This window comes from Ahrensia sp. 13_GOM-1096m (assembly GCF_000620605.1).
Lineage (GTDB): Bacteria > Pseudomonadota > Alphaproteobacteria > Rhizobiales > Rhizobiaceae > Ahrensia > Ahrensia kielensis.
This window is the reverse complement of the sequence record NZ_JIAX01000011.1, coordinates 141361-167392: the sequence shown is the minus strand read 5'-3', so window position 1 is coordinate 167392 and position 26032 is coordinate 141361. Positions and strand designations below refer to the sequence as shown.

Here is a 26032-nt window from a genome sequence, read left to right as displayed (position 1 = left end):
GTCAAGGCGGAAATTGTTGCTGCCACTTTTTTGAGGGATGATTTATGACACAGTCAGCACTTATTCGCCCAGCATGGACACCTGCGACAATCGCATTAATGGTCCTTGGTTTTATGGTGTTTTGGCCGCTCGGTTTAGCGATGCTTGCCTACATTATATACGGAGAGCGTTTGGACACTTTCAAACGCGATATTAACAAAAGCACTGATAATTTTGCGGCACAATTTCGCAGCAAAACAGGTGCGGCTCGCACCGGCAATGTTGCATTTGACGATTGGCGTGATGCCGAGCTTGCGCGCCTTCATGAAGAACGCATGAAGCTTGACGAAATGCGCGCTGAATTTGATGATTATTCACGCGAATTGCGCCGTGCGAAAGACCAAGAAGAGTTTGATCGCTTCATGGCCAAACGTGACAGCGCTAAGGCGTCGCAGACAAAAGATAACACTGTGCCGCGGATTCAAGACGAAGACTAACTGAGTGCAAGAGCGTTCCCTCCCCCTTACGCTCTCTTCAGCAAGCGCCGAGCCTGTTCATGGTTCGGCGCTTTTTTTAGATGCAAATTCAAAGAATCAGCTAATTTAACGGCATGTTGAAATTATTGAGAAATCGGCAAGCGAAGCCAACCGTCGAAAAGCGTGCGTTTGAAGTTGCAGGCCGTTCTTTGCCGCTTACAATTTCTGAGAATAATCGCGCCAAACGTTTAACGCTGCGCATTGCGCCTGGCGGGCGCGGTTTAAAACTCACCATACCGCCAAGGCTTCCTGCCCGTGAGATTGACGCATTTCTGGAAAGAAATCGCGGTTGGTTGATCTCAAAACTGGATTTGGTGCCTGACCAACCCAAAGTGCGTGCAGGCATCAAAATTCCTATTCAGGGCGTCAACCATCAGATTATACGCAAAGACGGGCGCGGTGTGACGCATATCGTGGAGCATGAAACCGAAGGGCCGCAATTGATTGTCTTTGGCGATGAAAAATTTGTCGCGCGCCGTGTGTCGGACTTTTTAAAAAAAGAGGCAAAGCGCGAAATTGAAGCTCTGGTTGCTCATCACACCAATATTGTTGGGCGCAAAGCTAAATCCATCACCTTTCGTGACACGACCAGCCGTTGGGGTTCTTGCACATCAGATGGCAAGCTTTCATTTTCTTGGCGCATTATGATGGCCCCGCCCAAAGTGATAAATTATCTCGTCGCGCATGAAGTTGCTCACCTTAAGGAAATGAACCATTCGGCACGCTTTTGGGCCTTATGTACTTCGCTGTGCCCCGATACGGACAAATGTAAGTCTTGGCTCAAGCGCAATGGCAATAAATTACAGGCAATCGAGTTTTAAAAGCATCTTACATTTCTCTGAAATCTTCATAGTGATACACTTTTGCTGGCGTAGACTTAAAAGTCCCTCGACTCTGCGTACACTCCGCTATATCCGGTAACAATGGATATTAAGATCTGCGGCCTTTCTACAATTGAAGCCACCGATGCAGTTATTGCAGGCGGTGCAACGCATGTCGGCTTTATTTTTTTCCCCAAAAGCCCGCGCCATGTTGCGGTCGATACGGCTGCTAAACTTGGCGCACGCGCGCAAGCTCAAGGCCTGAAATCTGTCGCCGTTACGGTGAATGCAGATGATTCATATCTTGATGAAATTGTCGCCGCGATGAAGCCTGATATTTTACAGCTCCACGGATCAGAAAGCCCTGAACGGGTTACTCAGGTAAAAGCGCGTTACGGTTTACCTGTAATGAAGGCCTTTGCGATTTCGACCCGTGATGATTTAGACAAAATTGATATTTATAATGGCATCACAGACAGGTTTTTGTTTGATGCCAAGGCACCTAAAAACTCCGAGCTACCAGGCGGTAACGGCGTCAGCTTTGACTGGACGCTGCTTGAGGGTCTTGACCCATCGGTTGATTACATGCTTTCGGGTGGTTTAAATGCAAGTAATGTCAGTAATGCCATTGCGAATGCCAAACCGTCAGGCCTTGATATATCTTCTGGTGTTGAAAGTGAGCCCGGCGTGAAGAGTACGAAATTAATTGCATCGTTTTTCGAGGCAGTCGCAAACGCGAAAAAGAGAGAGACCAATGACTAAGCCAGTGGAGCCCAATTCATTCCGCACCGGCCCTGATGATCAGGGTATGTTCGGCATTTTTGGCGGTCGTTTTGTCGCCGAAACTTTGATGCCGCTCATTCTTGAGTTGGACGAAGAATGGGAAAAGGCAAAAACAGACCCTGAATTTCAGGCAGAGCTTGCACATTTAAACAAGCATTATACTGGCCGTCCATCGCCGATGTATTTTGCCGAACGTTTGACCGAGCACCTTGGCGGCGCCAAAATCTATTTCAAGCGCGATGAGCTTAACCACACAGGTTCGCACAAAATCAACAATTGTCTTGGTCAGATTTTGCTCGCAAAACGCATGGGCAAAACGCGTATCATTGCTGAAACAGGCGCAGGGCAACACGGCGTTGCATCAGCCACAGTGGCGGCCCGATTTGGCTTTCCTTGCCATGTTTATATGGGTGCAAAAGATATTGAGCGCCAAGCGCCCAATGTTTTCCGCATGAAATTACTTGGCGCAGAAATTACTGGCGTCACCGCTGGCAATGGCACGCTTAAAGATGCCATGAACGAAGCGCTGCGTGACTGGGTAACGAATGTTGAATCAACTTACTATCTGATTGGCACAGCCGCTGGTCCGCACCCTTATCCAGAAATGGTTCGTGAATTCCAATCTGTGATTGGCAATGAAGCGCGTGAGCAAATCTTGGAGCTTGAGGGCCGTTTGCCGGATATGATCTGTGCGGCCGTTGGTGGCGGCTCGAACGCTATCGGGCTTTTCCATCCGTTCTTGGATGATAAAGACGTTGAAATCGTCGGCGTTGAAGCGGGCGGCAAAGGTCTTGATGGTGACGAACATTGTGCATCCTTGTCGGCAGGCTCGCCGGGTGTTCTTCATGGCAACCGGACATATTTATTGCAAAACTCTGATGGCCAAATTGATGAAGGTCATTCGATATCAGCAGGACTTGATTATCCGGGTATCGGCCCAGAACATTCATGGCTCAAAGATTCTGGCCGCGTGAACTATGTGCCGATTATGGATATGGAAGCTCTCGAAGCATTCCAGCTTCTTTGTAAGGTTGAAGGCATTATTCCTGCGCTAGAACCAAGTCACGCTCTGGCTGAGATTATTAAACGCGCACCAAAAATGCGCAAAGATCAGATTATTGTCATGAACCTTTGCGGGCGCGGTGACAAAGATGTGTTTACTGTCAGCAAAGCGCTGGGTGTGGAGCTATAAATGTCAAATCGTTTCGATACTTTATTTAGCCGTCTAAAAGACGAAAACCGTCCAGCACTCGTGACTTATTTCATGGGCGGCGATCCGGACTTTGAAACCTCGCTGGCAATCATGAAATCATTGCCGAAAGCAGGCTCGGATATAATTGAACTCGGCATGCCGTTTTCTGATCCAATGGCTGATGGTCCTGCCATTCAGGCCGCTGGTCTGCGCGCTCTAAAGGGCGGACAAAACCTAACCAAGACAATTACCTTGGCGCGTAAATTCCGCGATGGAAATCAGGACACGCCAATCGTTTTGATGGGTTATTATAATCCAATCTATGTTTACGGTGTTGAACGGTTTTTGAATGATGCCAAAGCAGCTGGCATTGACGGCCTGATCATTGTTGATCTGCCACCTGAAATGGATGAGGAACTTTGCCTTCCTGCGCTTGCAAGCGGTATTAGCTTTATTCGGCTGGCCACGCCAACCACTGACGATAAGCGCCTGCCAAAGGTTTTAGAAAACACTTCCGGCTTTGTTTATTATGTCTCAATGAACGGCATTACCGGCGGTGCAATCACCTCAACACAAGCGGTTGGTGATGCGGTCGCACGGATTAAAAGACACACACCTTTGCCGGTCTGTGTTGGCTTTGGCGTTAAGACAGCCGAGCAAGCGCGTGTCATTGGCCGCGATGCAGATGGCGTTGTTGTTGGCACAGCCATCATCAAAGCAGTAGAAAACACGTTGGATAAAAATGGCGAAGCGACAAAAGATACTGTCGATGCCGTTGCAACACTTGTACGAGGCTTGGCGCAAGGTTGTGCATCTGCGCGCCTTGAAGCTGCTGAATAAAAAAGCCACATACGGCATCTAGTCGTATCAAATATGTGCCTGAACTGAAGAGAGATAGTCCATGAACTGGATCACAAACTATGTGCGGCCCCGCCTAAATGACATGTTGGGTCGGCGCGATTCACCGGAAAACCTTTGGATTAAATGTCCAGAGACCGGAGAGATGGTTTTTCACCGCGATGTGGAAGAAAACCAGTTTGTGATTCCCAATTCCGGCTATCACATGAAAATTTCAGCCAAAGCACGCATCAAGCATTTTTATGATGATGGTGTTTTTGACATTATCGCTAATCCGCAAGTGGTCCAAGACCCGCTGAAATTTAGAGACCAGAAGCGTTATGTTGACCGTTTGAAGGAAAACAAAGCGAAAACTGATCTGGAAGATTCCATAATCAATGCCAGCGGCAAGCTAGAAGGCATGGAGGTGGTAACCACCCTTCACGACTTTACCTTTATGGGCGGCTCGCTCGGCATGGCTGCCGGTGATGCGATTATCAAAGGCTTTGAAACAGCGATCGAGAAGAACTGCCCGCTGATTTTGTTTGCGGCCTCTGGCGGCGCACGTATGCAGGAAGGTATTTTATCTTTGATGCAATTGCCGCGCACGACGGTTGCGGTTGAAATGTTAAAAGAAGCAGGCCTGCCTTATATCGTTGTTTTGACAAACCCAACTACCGGCGGTGTTTCTGCATCCTATGCAATGCTGGGCGATGTTCATATTGCTGAACCGGGCTCTGTCATCGGTTTTGCTGGTGCGCGTGTGATCGAACAGACCATTCGCGAGAAATTGCCAGAAGGCTTCCAGCGTGCCGAATATCTGTTGGAGCACGGCATGGTAGATATGGTTGTGCCGCGTCAGGAGCTTCGTCCGACAATTGCACGCCTCTTGCGCCTTTTAACTAAAGCGCCTTTGCCTGCGGCCTCTGAAACGCCGGTTGAAGAACAGGCCGAATTGCCGAACGGTACTGATACTTCAGCCTCAAGCAACGAAAAAGAAAAACCTGCCAATAGCTAACATCGCAACAAGGGTGCTTCTGGTATGACATCGGATTTTGAAGAGCGCTCAGGGCACATTGCACACAGCAATCATGCGGCTGATGAGATAGACAAACTCATGAGCCTTCATCCCAAAGGCTTTGATCTGTCTTTGGGACGGATCAAACGGCTTATGGAGCGTTTGGACAATCCGCATGAGAAGCTGCCGCCAGTCATTCATATTGCTGGCACCAATGGCAAAGGTTCTTGCGCAGCTTTTTGCCGCGCGATTTTGGAAGCGCATGGAAAATCAGTTCATGTGCATACGTCACCGCATCTTGTTCGTTGGCATGAGCGCTATCGCTTAGCCGGCACACTTGTTGACGACGAGACACTTGCTGATGCTATCAAACGTGTAGCCCATGCAAATAATGGCGAGCATATTACCGTTTTTGAAATTCTTACGGCTGTTATGTTCGTGCTGTTTTCTGAACATCCGGCCGATGTGGCGATTGTCGAAGTTGGCCTTGGCGGACGCGCCGATGCGACCAATATTATCGAGCAGCCTGCTGCAACCGTTATCATGCCAATTGGGCTCGATCATATTGCCTATCTTGGTGATACGATTGAAAAAATTGCTGCTGAAAAGGGCGGTATCATCAAGAGAGATATTCCGCTGATCATTGGCGCCCAGCCGAATGCAGGAGCGCGTGAAACCCTTGAAGATATGGCGTATAAACTCAATGCGCCCGTTAAAATTTATGGGCAAGATTTCCATGCTTATGAGGAACATGGACGTCTTGTTTTTCAAAGCGATGTGGGACTGTCTGACTTACCGCTTCCTGCCTTGCCCGGGCGTCATCAACATGCCAATGCAGCCGCTGCAATAATGGCAGTGTGTGCTGCAGGTTTTGACCCTTCGGACAGTGAAATTGAAGCCGCGATGCTCAATGTTTCATGGTCAGCACGTATGCAAGCTTTAACCAGCGGCCCGCTTACAGAGCTTGGCCCCAAGAATGCAGAGTTCTGGTTAGATGGGGGACACAACCCTGATGCCGGTATCGCATGTGCTGAATATTTAGCGGTTCGCGAAGAGGCGAGCGAGCGGCCGATTTACATGATCTGCGGCATGATCAACACGAAAGATGCTGTTGGTTACTTTAAAGCCTTTAATGGCCTCGTGCGCCACGTTTTCACAGTGCCTGTACCATCCAGCGAAGCAGGGGTTGATCCTGTCTTTTTAGCGCAGCAAGCGACCGAAGCTGGCTTAACGGCGGAAGTTACAGCCAGCGTTAGCGATGCGATCAATCAATTGACTGCACAATTGGCCCCGTCTGAGCCTTCACCGCGCATATTGATTTGCGGGTCATTGTACTTAGCTGGCGATGTTTTACGCGATAATTTAACGCCGCCTGTTTGACCACAGCATAAAAAAACCGGCACTTTTCAGCGCCGGTTTTCATTCATTCACATCGTAATGGATTAGGCTGTTGCGCCTTTAATCCAATCGGACAATTTGCCTTTTGGTGACGCGCCAATCATTTGGTCAGCAATTTCGCCGCCTTTAAACATGTAAAGCGTTGGAATAGAGCGGACGCCATATTGCGCTGCAATTTCAGGATTTTCATCAATGTTTACTTTGACGATCTTCACCTGACCGTCCATTTCTGCCGAAATTTCTTCCAGCGCTGGTGCGATCATCTTACAAGGTCCGCACCATTCGGCCCAGAAGTCTACTACAACAGGAACGTCAGCGTTTAAAACATCGTTCTGGAAGCTTGCAGTATCAGATTTAACAGTCGCCATGGATTTTCTCCGAGTTGATTCTTGGTCTGCAATGTGGGCGCTATTGAAGTGAGATTCAAGTTATACGACCTCAATTTAATGTGTTGTCTGGCACCATATTTTGAAGTGTCTGTTCCAACAGCTTATTATCAATTTCAATAAGCTGCGGTGTCGCCGTAAACAAAAGTGCCGCTTTGACCTGTTTTTGTGGGTATAGCGGTGCAATTAACGCGTGATAAAGCGCCATTTGACGCAAATAAATGAGCGGTACGCCGCTCAAATTCAAAGGCGGTTTTGCATTTGTCTTATAGTCAATAATGTAAACATGGTCGCCCACGACTGCGAGCCTATCGACCACACCTGACACAGCGTGTTTTTCATCGCCAATATCTACCATGCCCATAACCGATACTTCGGTACTTCCATTTTCTGAGAAAAATGGCGCATAGCTAGGTTCATCCATAACCCGAAGCGTTTGCGAAACAATCTGGTCAATATCTGAGCGGCTCCAACGCGATTCTATATGCTGACAAAAAAGACGGGCCTTATCTTCACGTTCGCCAGCTGGGATATCTGGTAAATATTGAAGCAGTTTGTGAATGACACTGCCGCGCTTGGCAGCAAGGCTTGGCGGCATTGTCAGCTTTACGCCTTGCGCTTCATAGTCAGCAACCAGCGACATGGGTTGTTCCGCCTCGCTTTCTTGCCGATCAGCTTCAACTGAAAGACCCGTTACGCCTGACGGCACCAATGGGCGCGGGGCAGGTGGCTCTTTTGGCGCTGGTGTATTAAAACAAGCTGGAACCGTTAAACTCTGCGACGTATCGCTCTGATTTGAGCTTTGCGGCGGATAGGGCGCTAGCGTTTGCTCTTCAGGGTAATGTAACGCTTCAAAATCATCATAAGTGACGGTCTTGCTCAAAGGCTCCAAGGCTGTCTTTACCATGGAAAGCCACGTTCCATCCTTACCGCCATTTTGCCCAGCATAACCGGCAACAATCAACTGATCGGCAGCACGTGTCATGCCAACATAAAGCAAGCGCCGATATTCTTCCTCAGCGTTTTGTTTCAAACCTTGAATAATGTCTTTGGTAACGGCTGATTGCGCTGCGCCAGAATTGCCAACCAAAACACCCTTTAGCGGGGTTACCAGCCCAATTGGCAAATCATGCGGCAGTAAAACGGGTGTCGAACGACTGCCATAGGCAGGACTTCCAGGATCAATCAGGAACACGATGGGTGCTTCAAGACCCTTTGCACCATGCACGGTCATAATACGAACTTGATCGCTATCGCCTTCCATTTCCCGTTTTATTTCGGGACTGAAATGTTCTAGCGTGTTTAAAAATGTTTCAAGTGAAGCTGGACCGGTGCGCTCCTGCGCGATGGCATAGTTTAAAAACTCATCCAGCATTTCACCAGTTTCGGTGCCAAGTCGCTCAATTAGTTTTGATCGCATCTGGTCAGTTACTAAAACCTGACTATAAAATTCAAATACAGGCTTTTGGACAGCGATCTTCATCCATCGTTTCAGCAGTGTAACGATCTGCGCAATCTCTTGATCCTTAGACGCATAAAGCACCATTGTTTCAAACAATGTTCCCTCGCGCTTATAGCTCAATTCAAACAGCTCATCGTCGCTCATACCAAACATTGGGCTACGCAAAAGCGCTGCGAGCGATAGATCATCGCTTTGATTAATCATCACGCGGCCAAGCGCCATCAGATCGAGAACGGCGATATGGCTGGTCATGCCCAAACGGTCGGCACCAGCTACAGGAATTTTACGTTCTTTAAGCGCACGTGACAGCGCATGGACAAAAGCATCGCGTTTTCTGACGAGAACCAGCACATCGCCTGCTCTGATTTTTTGCCCCGTTGCCTCTAGGCAAGCGCCGCTATCAAGCCAGTTTTTAATACGGTTCGCAATTCGTCCAGCAACGATAATGGCGGGCTGTGCGGCAAAGTCAAAGGGCTTGCGCCAATCTTCTTCCTGCTCTTGCTTCTCAGCCCGTTCAAAGTCCCAAACTTCCACTGAACCTGGCTGATTTTCGCGCAGTGATCTGTGTTTTTGTACATCCCCGCCATGCGCAGCTAAGCCGCGCTTATGGTCCGCATAAGCAAAAACATGATCGACGGCTGCCAATATATCGCCTGTAGAACGGAAGGAAGCTTCAAGATCAACAGGTTGGAATTTGCGGTCCGCTTGTCCAATTTTTACAGAAAAATGGCTGCGCGCATCATCGAAACCTTTTGGATCAGCCCCCTGAAACGAGTAAATTGACTGTTTCTCATCACCCACAGCAAAAACCGTGCGTTTGTTGCTCGAAGATGATTCGCCGGCAAAGAACTCATCGGCAAGCGTTTTAATAACGCGCCATTGCGGCGGACTGGTATCTTGGGCTTCATCGACCAAAATATGGTCAATTCCCTGATCAAGCTTATAGCGCACCCAATCAGCGACATTGTCTTTCAGCAGCATCATTTCTGTGCGCTCAATCAGATCATCAAAATCGAGCAAACCGCGTCGTCGTTTCAAATTGGCGTAGAGTGATAAGAGCCTATCTGCGACGCTCAATGCGTCCATTGTTCGGTCTATTTCGTCGAGCAGGTTGATTCGTAAGATCAGGGATTGAACATATTCGGCTGCTTCGATGAAGCGATCTTGTAGTTCCGGTGCGACTGCAACCGCTTTCGCCGACGCGTAATTTTTAGACGCGCGAAGTTCATTTTGCTTTGTAAGAAACAATGCACAAATTTCGTCGAAAGACGGCAATATTCTTTGGTCGCCATACCAAGTCGTCAGCTTCTCAAGCAAATCACGCGCAGTCTTAGCGCCAGCTGCTGGAATCACTGCAAATGCATCGCGGCAATATTCTTGCGTTAAACCCGGTAACGGCCATATTTTCAGCTTTAAATTTTCAGCGGTGCAATCCACATCAAATCCATTTGCCGACAAATAAGTCTGTCGCCACTCAGATGGATCGCCAAGATTATCGAGCAAATTAGTGAGCTTTTGTCGATTATTGACGATTTCAGAGAGCAGTTCTTCAAAGCCGGTTTCTCCGGAACGCTCAAGGATGCTTAAAACAGCGCCATTACCATGTTCAGAGCCGGTCAGTAATTTTCGCCGTGCTTCAGCCATGAGTAAATCGGCTGCCACATCATCGATTAATTCAAAATGACCGGCAATATTGGCTTCCAGTGGAAACCGATGAAGCAGCGCCTCACAAAAGGCGTGGATGGTCTGGATTTTAAGCCCGCCCGGCGTTTCCAGTGCTTTGGCAAAAAGCGTACGAGCGAAACGAATTTCAGCATCCGTGCAATTTTTATTCGTAATGGCGACCAATTCTTTTGCAAGATCAGCATCGGGCATCGTCGTCCATGCGCCAAGACGCGAAAACACACGGTTTTTCATCTCCGCCGCAGCCGTTTTCGTATAGGTCAAACAGAGAATTTTTGCCGGATCAACACCTGTCAGCAAAAGCCGAATAACACGGGTGGAAAGCACATAGGTTTTACCGGAACCCGCATTTGCAGACACCCATGCCGAAGTATCAGGGCTGGCAGCCAATGCTTGCCGATTGATTGTAACCTGATCGGGTTTAGGTTTTAAATTATCCGTGTTGATCTCATTATTGCTCATGTCGATTCGGATCCGTTATCACTGTCCACTCCGGCCGACCATTCAAGCACACGCGCCAAGTGATCATACTCTCCGCTATAATCATGCTGCTTTGCTGGGATGGCGCGCGATACATAACCATTTCCTTCGTCGGCAAAAAAACTTAACAATTGCACAAGCTTTTCCCAAGCGGCATCAGCCAGAACATCGGCCTCTTTGTGCTTGTTTCCAGTGCCGCGCACATCATTGTGTTTTACATCGCCCTTGGGGCCCAAAGTCACATAGAGAAGAGCTGCGGCATCAGACTTACCGAGCTGATCAAAAGCCCCACGTTTTAACAGTGCTGCTTCAAGCGGCATCTGAGGGGCCAACATAGAATGCACCTGATCAACACTTGGAACACCGCCCGTTTTAAAGTCTATAATATCAACACTGCCGTCCGTGTTTAAGTCCAAACGGTCGGCAACACCGCGCAATGTAACGCCCGTCATATCGACAGGTAGTTTTTGCGATTTTAACTCAGCATGGCGCTTAACGCCTTCCTCGTCTCGGGTCTTTTCCCAGTCCGCAATGGCAGATATCGCAGCATCAAACCGTGTTCGCCATAAAACTTCGATATCTGCAGGAAGCGCAAAGTCGGCAAATATATGATCGGCAATCTTACGCAATTGATCTGCCGCATCGGTCTTGGTGTAATCAATCTTCGCTTTCGTCGATTCTTCCAATATCGCATGGAACAGCGTGCCGCGTGTTGCTGCATCTGGTTCGCGCACCAAATCTTCTAGTGGCTGAAGTCCCAAAACGCGCTTTGCATAGATCGCATAGGGATCACGCCTCAGCCGTTCGATTTCCGTTACGGAGAAATGCGTTGGCCGCGCATGGACAGGCGGCTTTGGCTCCGGCCGCGTTTCCAAATCTATGTCTTTTGCTTTTTCTAAAGCCTGAACAATATTTACGTAAACCTGCCCGCGGCCTTGCATTTCTTTCACAGCGCCTTCGCCTGCCAGCGTTTCAAGACGTTGAAGCCAGCGCGATGCAACAGCTGGCGCATTGTCCATTCTTATCGCGCTTGTGAGCAGAACGCGTTTCTGCCCCATGCCCATATAAAAGTCATGAGCCGACAAACCAATGCGGCGTTCAGGTGGCTGCATTTTCATACGGATTTTCATGCCGCGCGTCAAAAACGGGTCATTGGATGTTTGTTGCGGCCAAACCGCCTCATTCAGCCCGCCCATGATTAGAAAATCAACGGTTTGAAGCCTTGCTTCCAATGTTCCCCAAATTGAAACGCGCGGATGACCATTTGCAACTGGCTTAACAGACATCGTGCTCGTGACCGCACGTACAATTTCTGGCCATTGGTCAGGCGCAAATTTGATTTCCAATTCACTGCCAAAAAACGATGTGAGAAGTTTGCGCAGCATGGTGCCTGCTTCACCGGTAAAAAGCTGCTGATGGTTTTCATCCTCATCTTTGGCAAGCGATTCTACTGTTGTGATGGTCGCAGCCAACATCGTCTCCAATGTTACCTCTTCACTCTGCTTCACCAATATACATAAAGGAGCAAATGCAGCTTCGATACGCGCTGCAAGCGATATTATACCTGCCTCTATGTCCGTGCGCTGATCTTCATCTAGCTTTCGCAGCCATGACGGCTCATAGGCACCTTCTTTTTTGCGAGCATTAATCTGGTCAGTGGCAAATGCAACAAAGTCTCCGCATGTGAACCGTCCAATGCCACCGCGCAGCACCATTTGCTCAAGCCAGCCCAATGAAGCCTGATACACATCACGCGGCATACCGAGTTGAACCAGTGGATTTTTTAATAGCGCCAATAACTCTGCTGGGTCACCTGCATTAAACACGCATTGAAAGACAAAGCCGAGCAAAGCGCCTTGCGGCGTTGTGTCAAAGGCACTGCCGCCTGAATCATCGGCTTCTATACCGTAGCGTGCCAATTCAGTAACAACCCTGCGTGCGAGCGTGCGGTGCGGTGTAACAAGCGCTGCATTGACGGATGGATCAGCGATTGCTTCACGCAATGCCGCTGCGATGGCTGCGGCTTCCTGACGTTCATTATCCGCGGTTAGAATTTCAACATTATCAAAAGCTGAATCGGCAAGGTTTTCACGTGTTTCCAGCCATGTTGCCGTGCGCGGTGCAGGTTCAAGCGCTGCACCAATCCATTTTTGACGCTCCAGCAGGTTAGCGACGCTTGTGTCGCCAATTTTTGAAACAAGTCCCTGTGCACCCATCTTCAAGACCAAATGATGCATGCCATATTGCGGATGACCAATTGCCGAAGCAAGATCATCTGCATCTTCAAGCGCCGCTTTCGTTTCTTGGCTCATGCTCAGATCATAACCTGGCAAAACGACCGCGCCTGACGGCAGTTTGGAAATTGCAGCGATCAAATCAGCAGTAGCTGGAATTGTGCCTGTTGAACCAGCCACAATAACTGGGTCGCTTGGTTGCTGCTCGGTCAAACGTGCCGCCTCGCCGCGCAGCATCATATTACGGTGAATGGCTGGATCAATCCGGCGCAGTTCATTTAACTTTTGCGGCCACTCGCTGGCAATGATTTGCAAGAAAGCGTGCGTGACATTCCACCAGCCCGGTAAATCCAATTCAGCGGCGGCGGTTTCAATGGCCTCAAACCCTAAATCTTCGGTCTGTAATTGGTCCAAAAGTTCTGCGAGTGCTTTTGCCATCCAGAACGCATCTGCCGTCGAGGCCGGTGTCAAAATATCTTCATCTGGGTATAGGTTACGCAGCGCATCCGTCAGATGTTTATTCCAATCAGCAATCAAGCCACCCAACAGAAGTTGGCGGTGCAAACTGTCGATGGGTTCAGCCAGACCTAATGCCGCATCTGCGTGCCCACTAAACAGCGCTTCTTCTTCATCAAACTCACCCAGTTGCTTGATGACAGGCAGCAATGCGCTTTGTGCGCCTAAATGATCGAGAAACGCCGATCTCAGTTCACGCGCCGCGCGCCGTGTCGGCACATAGATTGTTACTTTTGCCAGTGACAAGGGATCGCCGTCATGCGCAAACCCTGCAATCAAATCACCATCACAAAGAGCCTTTGCAAGCGTTGCTAGAAACGGCTGTCCAGGCTCAATCGTATAGACTCGTGGCTCAATATGCTTTTTCAAATCACCGTTCTTTTTTGACCATTATCACGCAGCACGCGTGATAATACGCATATACTTAACTCAGTTCACGGAGTTTGGCTTCCGCATCTGCAAGACCCTGCGGCGTACCAACGGTTATCCAATGACCGTTTTTAAGAATAATGCCGAATAGTCGGTCCTTTGCAATCGCCTGATCAAAATAGACATTGAGCGAATGGGCCTCCTTGCGATCACCGTCAAAAATAGCGGGATTATAAATTGCAGCGCCGGCATAGATATAACCTGCCCCATCACTGTTTTTCGCACGTGCCAATCTGCCATCACTTACTATCGTAAAATCATGACCGCCCGTATGGCCTGTGGCATCTTCAACACGGCATAGAAGTAGCAAGATATCCATCTTGCTCTCATCAAATGTTTTAATCATGCGCTGCAGTGTTGGCTCGCCCTGATCGATCCAGAATGTATCAGCGTTAAGCAGCGCAAACGGTGCGTCGCCCAACAATGGTAAGGCACGCACTGTGCCGCCGCCTGTTTCCAAGATTGCATCGCTCTCATCGCTGATGGTGCAATCTATGTCTTGTCGTGTTTTGCAATGCGCTACAATTTGGTCGCCCAGATAATGCACATTGACGACAGCTTTTGAAATCGCACCATCTGCCAAAACATCCAAAGCTCGATCAAGCATTGTTCTGCCGCCGACTTTTACTAAAGGTTTTGGCATTTTGTCCGTTATAGGGCGCAAACGCTTACCGAATCCAGCAGCAAGCACCATTGCCGTATCTATGTTCTTTTTATGCATCAATAACGCCCGCTTTTACATACCATGCTCGAAGCTCTGCTAAATCTGGATGAGCCAAGGATTGAGCAAGATAGGCACGGGTAGGGGCTTCATAATTGCGGAACCTGTGTTTGCCATCTCGAACATCAAGACGCACCCACAAACCCAACAAACGTGAACTGCGAAACGCGCCAAGCGTAGCAACATCCAGCCTTGATTGCGATTCGTTGAAACCTGACTGGCGACGTCTGCGGGCGCAATAGGTATCCAAGATCTCTGCTTGCAATTCAGGCGCTACAATTGTGCGCGCATCTTGCATCAGTGCAGCGACATCATAGGCGCCTGGACCGATAAGCGCATCTTGGTGGTCAATGATCCCAATCCTGTCATTTCCGGTTTTATCGCCGCGCCAGATAATATTGGGCGAATGAAAATCGCGAATAATCAAATCATCATAGCCAGATTGAAACCGCTTAAAAATAGGCTCCCATAAGAGATAAAGTTCATCGCGCAGCGCTACAGAAAGACCGTTTTCTTTGCCCCACCAGTCTGGCAGCAATGAAAGCCCTGTTCGCATTGCACGTGCATCATAGCGCGGCACGATATGGGTTTGCCCACCCGGCAACTCCCAGCGACCCTTCCAATTTTTCCCATGAATATCCGCCAGAATTTCTACAGAGGCGAGGTAGCGATCTCTGATCGGTATATTGTCATCGGTAACGATTTTTCCTTCGCCCAAATTTTCAATCAGCAGCAGGCCTTTTGGCAAATCCTGCGCATAAATTATGGGGGTGGAAAAACCTTCATGGCGCAGCATTTCGCTTACAGCGACGAATGCACTGACCTCTTCTGACAAATGCACAATCTGCTTATAGGTCAAACCGTCATAGAGCGCCGGTTCCTGCGGTAATTTGGGAGCATCCATTAATATCAGCGGCGCTTCACCAGCTTTGTGATGAATGAACTCATAATTGCGAGCGGAAGCATCGCCTGGAAATGCATGGCGATCTGTTTGGCCAAACCCACTTTCACCTAAGAACGCACGGATAGCCATTGAGCGTTCTAAGCGCGCTAAAAAGTCCTCATTGCCTTCAATCGACATGAGGCGCGTATCTGGGTCTTCGTGCGTTTCTGTTATCCGGATAAGGATGAGATCGGCAGGCAACGCATCCGCTGCCCTTGAGGGCCACTCAATAAGCGCTGCACCATTTTCTAACGCCGCATCCAAGCCCAATTCGTCCAGCTCGTCCGCATCTGCAATGCGGTAAAGATCAAAATGAGCAATGGCTGGCGCGGAATCATATAATTGCACCAGCGTAAAGGTTGGGCTTGGCACCTCTATCTTTTTGTCAAAATCGCCATAGGCCGCACGAATGACTGCGCGTGCAAATGTGCTCTTGCCTGCCCCGAGATCACCTTCAAGCGCGATGCAGTCTCCTGCTTTTAACGCCAGTGCAAAGTCCTGCGCAAAGAGGCTCAGTGCATCTTCATTGAGAAACGTAAGTTCAATCACTTATTCAGCTGCCACACTTACACGTGGGGGTACATCGGGAAATTTCAAAATAACTTCGGTGCCGCGTGATGGTGATGATTCAATAGAAACCTCACCTTCATGCAAATCAACAAAGCTTTTCACGATAGCAAGACCAAGGCCAGCGCCACGGTTGCGTCCACCGCCTTCTGTTTGGAAGCGTTCGAACACAGTTTTAAGCGCTTCAGCTTCAATGCCTGGCCCCTTGTCACGGACTTTGAAGACGACGCCTGATTCAACCTTTTCACAGGTAAATGTTACGGTTGAACCTTCCGGTGCAAAATCAGCCGCATTTGCGAGCACATTATGCATAACCTGCTTTAAACGTTCAGCATCGGCCACGATTGTATCTGCCTCTGGAGATATCCGAAGAACAAGATCGATCTTATGCGCATCAAACTGGTCTTTAAGCGAAGCAGCCGCTTCACGCATCGTCGATGCTATCGCTACCTTTTCAAAGCTCAATTCAATAAAGCCAGCATCCACGCTTGCAAGATCAAGAATGTCATCGGTTGTGCTTAGCAAAGCCAGCGACGATTGCTCAATATGGCCAACATATTCACGCTGCTTTTCATTCAGCTTGCCAATATGCTCCATAGCAATCAATTCGGTGAAACCCATGATGCTGGTAAGCGGTGATCGCAATTCATATGACACATGTTGAATGAAGCGGTTTTTCAGATGCGCCGTGCGCTCTAGCGCTTCATTGCGATCACGCAGCGCTTTTTCAATTTGGTCAGCAGCCGTGATATCAAGGAATGCAATCATCGTTTGACCGTTTGGCAGCGGCACAACCATCCATGACAGCATTTTGTCGCCAACATTAACACGGCCAACATCGCTCGCACGCTCATCGTCAAAGCCAGTTACAATGCCCGCAAACTCTTCCCATGCCGTCACATCATCACCGCGTTCCGCAATTTGGCGCGCAATATCACCAATATGAGGCGGGTTTTCATCGTCAAAATCCGCCAGTGACCACAGGTCGCGGAAGATTGGGTTGGCAAGCTGCAACCGGCCATCGCCCTTAAATACAGCCACGCCTTCTGCCAGATGATTAAGCGTATCGCCCTGAACACGCACCATGGTTTTAAAGCGGCTCTCCAAATCCATACGCTCGGTCAGGTTTTCAAAGACCCATGTAAGGCCGCCTTTTGGATGCGGGTTGGAAATCACGCGCACGGTGCGCCCATCAGTTAGGTGCCACCAATCTTCAGATGGTTCAGTCGCGCGGAAGGCGCTTAGTAATTCATCTTTCCAGCGTCGCCATTCTGGCTGTTCAGGCAATTTTCCTTCTGTCCGCATCCGGTCAAGGAACATGGTAATATTGGGTGCTTGCTCAAGAAACGCAGCGTCTAAACCCCATAGATTTTCAAAGGCGAGATTGTGAAAACGCAATTTCTGGTTTTCATCAAACATCGCGACAGCTGTCGTTAGTTCATCCAGCGTTTCTTCGTGGCTCCGAATGGTTTTCTTAAGTTCATTGCGTGCTGCTTCAGCGTCAGTCCTATCAATGCCGATACCTGCGCTGCCATAGCTGCCATTTGCCTCTACCACATCAAAAACCATGCGGTCGCCGCCAACAACAGTGCTCACCGTGCCTGCAAACTTATTGGCACCTTCACGTGCATCGACGATTGATTTGAGTGCCTGTGTTCCAAAAAGCTCGGCTTTGCTGCCCACCACCGCAGTGCTGTCTGCACAATCAACAGACTTTGCGTAGCTCTCGTTGACCCATGACAAATTGCCTTGCTTGTCGCGCAGCCAAATTGGCATATTCAACTCATCCATGAGTTTTTGAAGTGTCTCCAACGTATTGACGACACGCTCATGGGATATCGACAATTGGGCGCTTGCTTTGCGCTCTTTTGAAAGATCGCAAAATCTTACAATCGCACTGCTGCCTGATGTGCGCCCGCTAACTTCTATCGGTGTTCCATTATTGGTCTGAATGATTTCGCAAAATGGTTTTGCGTTTTGGCGCAAATCCTCAATTGAGTGCTCGAGAATCGTCGCTGAACGCGATTCGAGCCAACGGCCAAACGCCAAAACATGTGCATGTGATGCAGGAGCACCAGAGCTGGCATCCAAGCTTCCGACAATCGTTGGCTTGCTGTCATTGCTTGACCATATAACTGCTTGTTGCCCTTCAGCCGCAGCAAGTGCTTCCAACTGATTTAGACGGGATGTCAGGTTTCCTACTTTTGCACGCAAGGCCGTGTTCTGATTGGACGTGCGGCCACGCTCTCTAATCAGCCATAGGGCTGATGTCATTGCCGCGATCATCGCCCCGGCCAGCATTGAAAACTGGGTTATTTCCAAAGCATGTAAAGGAATACCAAATAGATTAATTGGAGACTCTGAGGCTTCACCAACATCCGACGTTTGGGCCATGGCGCTCGTTACGGGAAATGTAAAAGCTGCCAATGATAATGGCTTAAAAAGCTGGCCTGTTTTTGAAACAGATGCATTTAATTTCGCCGAAAGACGAATCAAGAGCCGTTTTTTATGTGTGACAGCCATACAGCGAATCCCCCAGCGCACAGGCATAAACCCGTGAAGCCACTGTTTTTAATAGATTATTTAAACGAAATTACGCAGACACAAAATACCCGAATCACACCAACATAACCATCTGGGGATTCCACGAAAAGAGTCGAAACGAAAAAGACCGGTTTGTATGTACAAACCGGCCTATTTCAAGTGTCTCGTCACGCACGCATTTGCCTTTAAAATAAGGCTTTGTGCGTTTTAGTAACGATAATGTTCAGGCTTATATGGGCCTTCAGGTGTCACGCCGATATAATCTGCTTGTTCTTTAGATAGCTCGGTCAATTTCGCACCAATTTTATCCAAGTGAAGGCGGGCAACTTTTTCATCCAAATGCTTAGGCAGGATGTAAACTTCATTCTTGTACTGCTCACCTTTGGTCCAAAGCTCAATTTGCGCCAAGACTTGGTTGGTGAAAGATGCAGACATCACGAATGATGGATGACCTGTTGCATTGCCAAGGTTGAGCAAGCGGCCTTGTGACAATAGGATCATACGGTTGCCTGATGGCATTTCATACATATCGACCTGGTCTTTGATGTTTGTGACTTTCAGGTTTTTCAAATTAGCGACCTGAATTTCATTGTCGAAGTGACCAATATTGCCAACAATCGCCATGTCTTTCATTTCACGCATATGTTCAATGCGGATAATGTCTTTATTGCCTGTCGTGGTGATAAAGATGTCAGCGGTTTTAACAGCGTCTTCAAGCGTCGTAACTTCATAACCGTCCATTGCAGCTTGCAATGCACAGATCGGGTCAACTTCCGTTACTTTTACACGCGCGCCAGCACCGCTAAGCGATGCAGCTGAACCTTTACCAACATCACCATATCCGCAAACAACAGCTGTTTTACCGGCCATCATCGTATCAGTCGCACGGCGAATGCCGTCTACAAGCGATTCTTTACAGCCATATTTGTTGTCGAATTTAGACTTGGTAACAGAATCATTCACGTTAATTGCAGGGAAAGGCAATTGGCCTTTCTTATGCAATTCATAAAGACGGTGAACACCTGTTGTTGTTTCTTCAGATACGCCTTTGATGGCATCACGGGTTTTTGTGAAAAAGCCCGGTGTTTCAGCCATGCGTTTTTTGATTTGTGCGAAAATGGCTTCTTCTTCTTCAGAAGTCGGTGTTTCGATCAAATCTGTTTCACCAGCTTCAACGCGTGCACCAAGCAATACGTACAGTGTCGCATCGCCGCCATCATCAAGGATCAAATTTGCGCCTTCAGGGAACATGAAAGAGCGGTCAAGATAATCCCAATGCTCGGTCAATGATTGACCTTTAATAGCAAAAACCGGAACGCCTGACGCTGCAATAGCTGCGGCGGCATGATCCTGCGTAGAAAAAATATTACATGATGCCCAGCGCACATCAGCGCCAAGTGCTGTCAATGTTTCGATCAGCACAGCTGTCTGGATCGTCATATGAAGCGAGCCGACAATGCGCGCGCCTTTAAGAGGCTTGGAGCTACCAAACTCTTCGCGCAGAGACATAAGGCCCGGCATTTCTGTTTCAGCGATATCCAGCTCTTTGCGGCCGTAATCGGCTAAGTTAATGTCTTTTACGATGTAATCGTGTTCGGCCATGTGGTCCGTCTCCGAAATTATGTGAGGATTTAAATTGTTCGTTTTGCCGCCTCCTTATCAGAGACGCAGAACAAGCACAATGTCGACATAAAGAAATGTTTATGTCTCGATATGGCTAGTCTTCTTCGCCAAACTTATCGGCAAGCAGCGCATCGATAGCGCTCATCGCAGCTTGCGCATCTGGACCAGCCACGGAAACATCGATCTGACTACCTTGGCATGCAGCGAGCATCATCAGGCCCATAATGGATGTGCCGCCGACATTTGTATCATCCTTGGAGACAATCACCCTGACATCATACTCTTCGACCGTCTGCACAAAACGTGCTGATGCACGCGCATGCAGACCTTTTTTATTTTGTATGGTCAGTGTTTTATTGAGTGGCGCAGTCATCTATTTTCCGGCCAAAACTTGGCTGGCAACATTGATGTATTTCTTTCCCGCTTCGCTTGCACAGGAAAGAACGACGTTCATTTCTTTGCTCTCACGCACTTTAGCGAGCTTAATAAGCATTGGTAGGTTCATGCCTGCAATGATTTCGACATTGCCTGGCTCCATCAATGAAATCGCCAGATTTGACGGTGTGCCGCCAAACATATCTGTCACGACAACAACGCCTTTGCCGCTATTCACTTCATCAATTGCCGCGACGATATCGCTGCGGCGACGCTCCATATCATCGTCGGCTTCAATGCAAATTGTTTGAAACTGCTCTTGCGCGCCAACAACATGCTCGACAGCTTTTTTAAAAGCAGAAGCAATTTCGCCGTGCGATACTAAAACAATACCGATCATTGACCGTGATTTCCCGTCATCGGCTCACTTGTAGCCGGATTTTTTTTCATCCGACATGTTGAGCAGTAAAATTTGAAATTGACAAGTATTATCCGAAGATATCGTTAAACCGATAAGGGTAAATTAAGCGCGGCAAGCACCGCGTTGCCCGCAGCCTCGTTATTTGCAGATGAAAGGCAAAGCTTCTTCACCTCAAAATTACCGATTTTTTCAAACTGCGAATCCCAATAGCGCAGCATTATTTCTTCGCGATCAAGCGTTACACACAGCTCAATCTTGGAGTGACTTAAAGTCTGTTCCCGATTAACAATACCAAGACCACGAATTTCAATCTTGCCTGCAAGCGTAGGCGGCACACGGCCCATTAACTGGCCATTTTGTTCTTCAAGCAATGTCTGATCGTCGCTTATGATGTGGACCGGTACGCCTGCACTGAGGCACCTTCGATACAAGTGCAGCATCAGGGTTGTTTTTCCAGAGCCTGCTTCGCCTTTAATCAAAACACCTTTTGCATCAATATCAATCAGATTGGCATGAATGTTTTTTGGTGAAGCAGTCAACGGTACGGCCTATTCACACGGCAAGCAAAGGATGAAGCGGGCGCCGCCAAATTCATCTATGTCGGTTTTTGATTCAATATTTTCAGCAATTAATGTGCCGCCATGCGCTTCAACAATTTGCCGTGATATCGACAGGCCAAGGCCGGAATTTTTGCCAAATTCTTCAGCGCCGGGGCGATCGGTATAAAACCGCTTGAAAATCGTTTCTGTATTTTCAGCCCTTATGCCCGGTCCATTGTCCTCAACGCGCACTTCGATGTGATCTTTCTTATGCGCGAGATAAACTTTAACTTCGCCACCCTTTTTAGGAATGAAGCTTCGCGCATTTTCAATTAAATTGGTAACGACCTGACCGAGGCGCGATTCATTACCGGGCACCGTGTAGCTGCTTGTGCCCGCCGGAAGTTTGGTAATATTCAGCTCGACATTTAATTCGCCCAAATGCCCCTGATTAAATATGGACACCATATTTTTAAGCAGTGTTTCAAGATCGACGGGCTGTGCATCTTCGCGCACAAGTTCAGCATCAAGGCGCGATGCGTTCGAAATATCCGTAATCAATCGGTCAAGGCGGCGCACATCATGTTCGATGACACCCAGCAGCCGATTCCGCATTTCGTCTTTTTTGACCATCGGCAATGTTTCCACAGCACTACGCAATGATGTCAGCGGATTTTTAAGCTCATGGCTCACATCTGCTGCAAAGCTCTCAATGGCATCAATCCGGCCATAAAGTGATTGCGTCATGTCACGCAACGCAACAGACAGATTGCCAATCTCATCTTGGCGATCAGAAAAGTCAGGAATTTCTTCGCGTGCTTTAATTGACTTTCGAACGCGTACGGCACCGGCAGACAAGCGGCGCAAAGGATTGGCAATTGTGCTGGCAAGCAGCATCGACAAAATGACGTTCACCATCACAGCAACAGCAAAAACACGGTACATGGCTTCGCGTTCTGCGGTAACAATTTTATCAATGTCTCCCCCTTGCGTTGATAATTGCAAAACACCAAGAACAGCGCGAAAACGCTGCACTGGCACAGCAACCGAAACAATCATCTCACCTTGTTCAGAAACGCGGACGATTTGGCTACGGCCACCTGACAATGCGCCCATAACTTCTGGATAAAGTGCACCTGTACCGCCCGGCTGTTCGCGGTAAACTGGTAAATAACGGCGGACAAAAAAGCCTCCGAAATAGTTTTTCACGCGGTCTAAAATTGACAATTCAGGCGCATCAATCGGATCAAGTTCATAGCGTAAAATTTGCCCACGGGAATAAAGATGGCGCGAATCCAAAATCAAATTGGCATCGCGGTCATAAATACGGGCGCGGGTACGGGTTGGAGAAATCAGACGGCGCAAAACAGGCGCCACACGTTCGGGATTGATCGGAAAATCAAGATTATCAAGACCATCGACCTTAGGGACGATGCTTTCACCTGCTTCAAGTTCCAATAGCATTTCAGGATCAATAAGAATTGCATTGGTTTCAACGCTCGCGGAAGCCGCAATTGCGCCAGAAATAATTTCGCCTTGCGTCATCAAACTTTCAACACGCGCATCAATGAGCCCGTCGCGAAACTGATTGAGATACAAAATGCCTGACATCAACAAAACCAGCGCGGCCAGATTTAAAATCAGAATACGCCGTGTAATGCTGGAAAAGAATAAATGACCAAACATGCGGCGCATAGGCCGCAATATTGGCGCAAAAAAGCTGCGCAGCGGACTAATGCCACTGCGCTTTTTCACTGTTGGATTATGATCTGTATCAACAGACATCCATTCTCCAAGACCAATCTCTCATTGAAAGTTGATCTACCGGTTAGGCAGCCGCCTCTCGAAAACGATAACCCACACCATAAAGTGTTTCTATCATTTCGAAATCATCATCTACCTGTTTGAATTTTTTACGCAGACGTTTGATATGGCTGTCGATCGTCCGGTCATCAACATAAACCTGATCATCATAAGCCGCATCCATCAAGGCATCACGGCTTTTCACAACGCCTGGACGCTGGGCCAGCGCAAACAGAATAAGAAACTCTGTCACCGTTAATGTGACAGGTTTATCTTTCCACTCACATGTGTGGCGTTCCTGATCAAGAACCAGATGCCCACGCACCAAGCTTTGTGCGCCGCTTGTTTCGCCCGGCTTCAGCTGAACCTCGCGCGCAGCGGACCTGCGAAGGATCGCTTTGACGCGCTCAATGAGCAAGCGCTGTGAGAACGGTTTTGTAATGAAATCATCCGCGCCCATCTTCAAGCCGAACAATTCATCAATCTCATCGTCTTTCGATGTCAGAAAAATGACGGGTATGTCAGACTTTTGACGCAAGCGTCGTAGCAATTCCATACCGTCCATGCGCGGCATCTTTATATCAAAGATTGCCAAGTTCGGTGGTTTTGCCAACAAGCCTTCAAGCGCAGATGCGCCATCGGTATAAGTTTCCACGCGGTAGCTCTCGGCTTCCAACGCGATTGAAACCGAGGTTAAAATATTGCGGTCATCATCGACCAACGCAATCGTCTGCACTGGATAGTTCTCCCCAACCATGGAGCGTTATCCCTTCACTCAATGAATTAGTCACTGTGGGGGGTAAGACGCTCAAACTCCGTTCAAATTGTGGCACACATAAAAATCGATGTCATGCAATACAACCTTTCATTGCGCATCATTTTATAAAGCCCGTTAATTTCTGGGATAGTCGCAAATTTTTGCTTGCGTTAAAAAACATGCTTAACGTTAGGGTAATTTCAACAAATTTTAAACGATTGAAACGATTTTTAAATTTTTAAACCGATTAAACATTTGAGATAATTCGCTAATTCTGTTTGGAACGACAAATCGCTCGCAATGATGCGCAGCGCACTGCTTTTTTTAAAAAGCATATTTGAAATGAAAAATTGATCGGTGCGATTATGAAGACTCAAGGCATATTCAATAAAAGCCACAGCTTGGAAAAAAATGGGATAACAGGCGCTTCTGTATCTTATTACAACCTAACTGAAGCTGCGCTTTACGAATATGCTATCCGCCGCGGTGAAGCTGAAATCTCGGCACATGGTGCTCTGGTTGCCAAAACTGGCGAACATACCGGCCGCTCTGCCAAGGATAAGTTCATAGTTAAAGACGGCATTGTTGATGATGCCATTTGGTGGGACAATAACAAACCCATGACACCTGAAGCGTTTGAGACGCTTTACAAGGACATGATTGCGCATACGCAAAATGCAGAACTTTTTGTTCAAGATCTCATCGGCGGTGCCGATGATGAGCACAACATCAAAGCACGTGTTATTACAGAACATGCTTGGCATTCTTTGTTTATCCGTAATTTACTAATCCGTCCGGATCGCAAAACATTGCCTGATTTTGTATCTGAAATGACAATTATTGACCTACCGTCATTCCGCGCAAATCCTGAAAAGCACGGATGCCGATCAGAGACAGTTATCGCGATTGATTTCACACGCATGATCGTTTTGATCGGCGGCACATCTTATGCTGGTGAAATCAAGAAATCTGTTTTCACCGCGCTCAACTATTTGCTGCCTGCAAAAGACGTCATGCCGATGCATTGTTCGGCGAACGTTTCCAATGATGGCGATGCTGCTGTTTTCTTTGGCCTGTCCGGTACTGGCAAAACAACGCTTTCAGCTGATCCAGCGCGTACATTGATTGGCGATGATGAGCATGGTTGGGGGCCAAACGGTATTTTCAACTTTGAAGGTGGCTGTTACGCAAAAGCTATTCGCCTTTCAGAAGAGGCCGAGCCTGAAATTTTCTCGACAACACGCCGCTTTGGCACGGTCATGGAAAATGTTGTGCTTGACGAAAATCGTGTACCAGATTTTGACGATGGCTCTCTGGCTGAAAACTCACGCATTGCCTACCCGCTCGATTTCATTCCCAATGCAAGTGCAAGCGGCAAAGCGGGCAGCCCGAAGAACATCATCATGCTAACCGCAGATGCTTTCGGCGTGATGCCGCCGATTGCGAAGCTAACGCCAGCACAAGCGATGTACCACTTCCTATCAGGCTACACAGCAAAAGTAGCTGGAACAGAAAAAGGTGTGACAGAGCCTGAAGCAACATTTTCAACCTGCTTTGGTGCGCCATTTATGCCGCGTCACCCTTCAGCTTACGGAAATTTGCTGCGTCAATTAATTGCTGATAACGGCGTTAATTGCTGGTTGGTCAATACAGGCTGGACGGGCGGTGCTTATGGCGTTGGCAATCGCATGCCAATTAAAGCAACGCGCACTTTGCTTGCTGCTGCATTGGACGGTAATCTCGACGATGTTGAAATGCGGATTGATCAAAATTTCGGCTTTGCAGTTCCTGTCGCTGTTGAGGGCGTTGATAGCAAGATCCTCAATCCTCGTGAAACATGGGCAGACAAACCAGCCTATGACGAGCAGGCGGCTAAACTTGCAAATATGTTCCGCGATAATTTTGAAAAATTCGCCGACCATGTCGATATTGAAGTCAATGATGCTGCGCCTCGATTTCTCCAAGCTGCAGAATAATTAAACAAT

Annotated in this window: 20 protein-coding genes; 8 read left to right on the top strand and 12 right to left on the bottom strand. The window is 48.2% G+C overall.

Features of this window, described 5'->3' with window-relative positions:
- Window positions 1–44 precede the first annotated feature (44 nt).
- The 7 genes from N530_RS0108610 to N530_RS0108580 all read left to right on the top strand — a co-directional run bounded on the left by N530_RS0108610 (window position 45) and on the right by N530_RS0108580 (window position 6546).
- Complete coding sequence (locus N530_RS0108610) at window positions 45–476, top strand: DUF2852 domain-containing protein (protein ID WP_026480370.1); 432 nt, start codon at window positions 45–47, stop codon at window positions 474–476.
- A 113-nt stretch (window positions 477–589) separates the two neighbouring features.
- The gene (locus N530_RS0108605) at window positions 590–1336 is read left to right on the top strand and encodes a M48 family metallopeptidase (protein ID WP_051540849.1); all 747 of its coding nucleotides are present in this window, start codon (window positions 590–592) and stop codon (window positions 1334–1336) included.
- 102 nt (window positions 1337–1438) lie between these two features.
- Window positions 1439–2098: a phosphoribosylanthranilate isomerase gene (locus N530_RS0108600; protein WP_026480368.1), complete on the top strand. Its 660-nt coding sequence runs from the start codon at window positions 1439–1441 to the stop codon at window positions 2096–2098.
- A complete protein-coding gene (gene trpB, locus N530_RS0108595; RefSeq protein ID WP_026480367.1) occupies window positions 2091–3311 on the top strand; it encodes a tryptophan synthase subunit beta in 1221 nt (406 codons plus the stop codon). The genes N530_RS0108600 and trpB overlap by 8 nt, the downstream gene beginning before the upstream one ends.
- On the top strand, window positions 3312–4151 hold the full coding sequence (trpA, locus tag N530_RS0108590; protein ID WP_026480366.1) for a tryptophan synthase subunit alpha: 840 nt from the start codon (window positions 3312–3314) through the stop codon (window positions 4149–4151).
- Window positions 4152–4212: 61 nt separating this feature from the next.
- Window positions 4213–5166, top strand: coding sequence for an acetyl-CoA carboxylase, carboxyltransferase subunit beta (gene accD, locus N530_RS0108585; protein ID WP_026480365.1), 954 nt, complete (start codon window positions 4213–4215; stop codon window positions 5164–5166).
- A gap of 24 nt (window positions 5167–5190) precedes the next feature.
- Window positions 5191–6546, top strand: coding sequence for a folylpolyglutamate synthase/dihydrofolate synthase family protein (locus N530_RS0108580; protein ID WP_051540848.1), 1356 nt, complete (start codon window positions 5191–5193; stop codon window positions 6544–6546).
- Window positions 6547–6608: 62 nt separating this feature from the next.
- Here the strand turns inward: N530_RS0108580 and trxA are convergent, their stop codons facing one another.
- From trxA to N530_RS0108520, 12 genes are all read right to left on the bottom strand, one after another.
- On the bottom strand, window positions 6609–6932 hold the full coding sequence (gene trxA / locus N530_RS0108575; RefSeq protein ID WP_018689720.1) for a thioredoxin: 324 nt from the start codon (window positions 6930–6932) through the stop codon (window positions 6609–6611).
- Between the two features lie 70 nt (window positions 6933–7002).
- The gene (gene addA / locus N530_RS17715) at window positions 7003–10557 is read right to left on the bottom strand and encodes a double-strand break repair helicase AddA (RefSeq protein ID WP_035266730.1); all 3555 of its coding nucleotides are present in this window, start codon (window positions 10555–10557) and stop codon (window positions 7003–7005) included.
- A complete protein-coding gene (gene addB / locus N530_RS0108565) occupies window positions 10554–13694 on the bottom strand; it encodes a double-strand break repair protein AddB (protein WP_026480363.1) in 3141 nt (1046 codons plus the stop codon). The genes addA and addB overlap by 4 nt, the downstream gene beginning before the upstream one ends.
- 55 nt (window positions 13695–13749) lie before the next feature.
- Entirely contained in the window at window positions 13750–14475 is a 726-nt protein-coding gene (locus N530_RS0108560; RefSeq protein WP_026480362.1) for a nucleotidyltransferase family protein, read from the bottom strand.
- The gene (gene tsaE, locus N530_RS0108555; RefSeq protein ID WP_026480361.1) at window positions 14468–15967 is read right to left on the bottom strand and encodes a tRNA (adenosine(37)-N6)-threonylcarbamoyltransferase complex ATPase subunit type 1 TsaE; all 1500 of its coding nucleotides are present in this window, start codon (window positions 15965–15967) and stop codon (window positions 14468–14470) included. Before tsaE ends, N530_RS0108560 begins: the two co-directional genes overlap by 8 nt.
- Complete coding sequence (locus N530_RS0108550; protein WP_051540847.1) at window positions 15968–18508, bottom strand: PAS domain-containing sensor histidine kinase; 2541 nt, start codon at window positions 18506–18508, stop codon at window positions 15968–15970. It lies immediately after the preceding gene.
- A 228-nt stretch (window positions 18509–18736) separates the two neighbouring features.
- Window positions 18737–20131: an adenosylhomocysteinase gene (gene ahcY / locus N530_RS0108545; protein WP_026480359.1), complete on the bottom strand. Its 1395-nt coding sequence runs from the start codon at window positions 20129–20131 to the stop codon at window positions 18737–18739.
- 115 nt (window positions 20132–20246) lie between these two features.
- A complete protein-coding gene (locus N530_RS0108540) occupies window positions 20247–20525 on the bottom strand; it encodes an HPr family phosphocarrier protein (RefSeq protein ID WP_018689727.1) in 279 nt (92 codons plus the stop codon).
- Entirely contained in the window at window positions 20526–20927 is a 402-nt protein-coding gene (locus N530_RS0108535) for a PTS sugar transporter subunit IIA (protein ID WP_026480358.1), read from the bottom strand. It lies immediately after the preceding gene.
- Window positions 20928–21031: 104 nt separating this feature from the next.
- A complete protein-coding gene (locus tag N530_RS18595) occupies window positions 21032–21487 on the bottom strand; it encodes an HPr kinase/phosphorylase (protein ID WP_051540846.1) in 456 nt (151 codons plus the stop codon).
- Between the two features lie 9 nt (window positions 21488–21496).
- Window positions 21497–23272, bottom strand: coding sequence for a sensor histidine kinase (locus N530_RS0108525; protein ID WP_026480357.1), 1776 nt, complete (start codon window positions 23270–23272; stop codon window positions 21497–21499).
- Window positions 23273–23315: 43 nt separating this feature from the next.
- On the bottom strand, window positions 23316–24026 hold the full coding sequence (locus N530_RS0108520) for a response regulator transcription factor (protein ID WP_026480356.1): 711 nt from the start codon (window positions 24024–24026) through the stop codon (window positions 23316–23318).
- Between the two features lie 386 nt (window positions 24027–24412).
- Between N530_RS0108520 and N530_RS0108510 the strand changes: the two genes are divergently transcribed.
- Window positions 24413–26023, top strand: a complete 1611-nt coding sequence (locus N530_RS0108510; protein ID WP_026480355.1) for a phosphoenolpyruvate carboxykinase — start codon at window positions 24413–24415, stop codon at window positions 26021–26023.
- The last annotated feature ends 9 nt before the right edge of the window (window positions 26024–26032 follow it).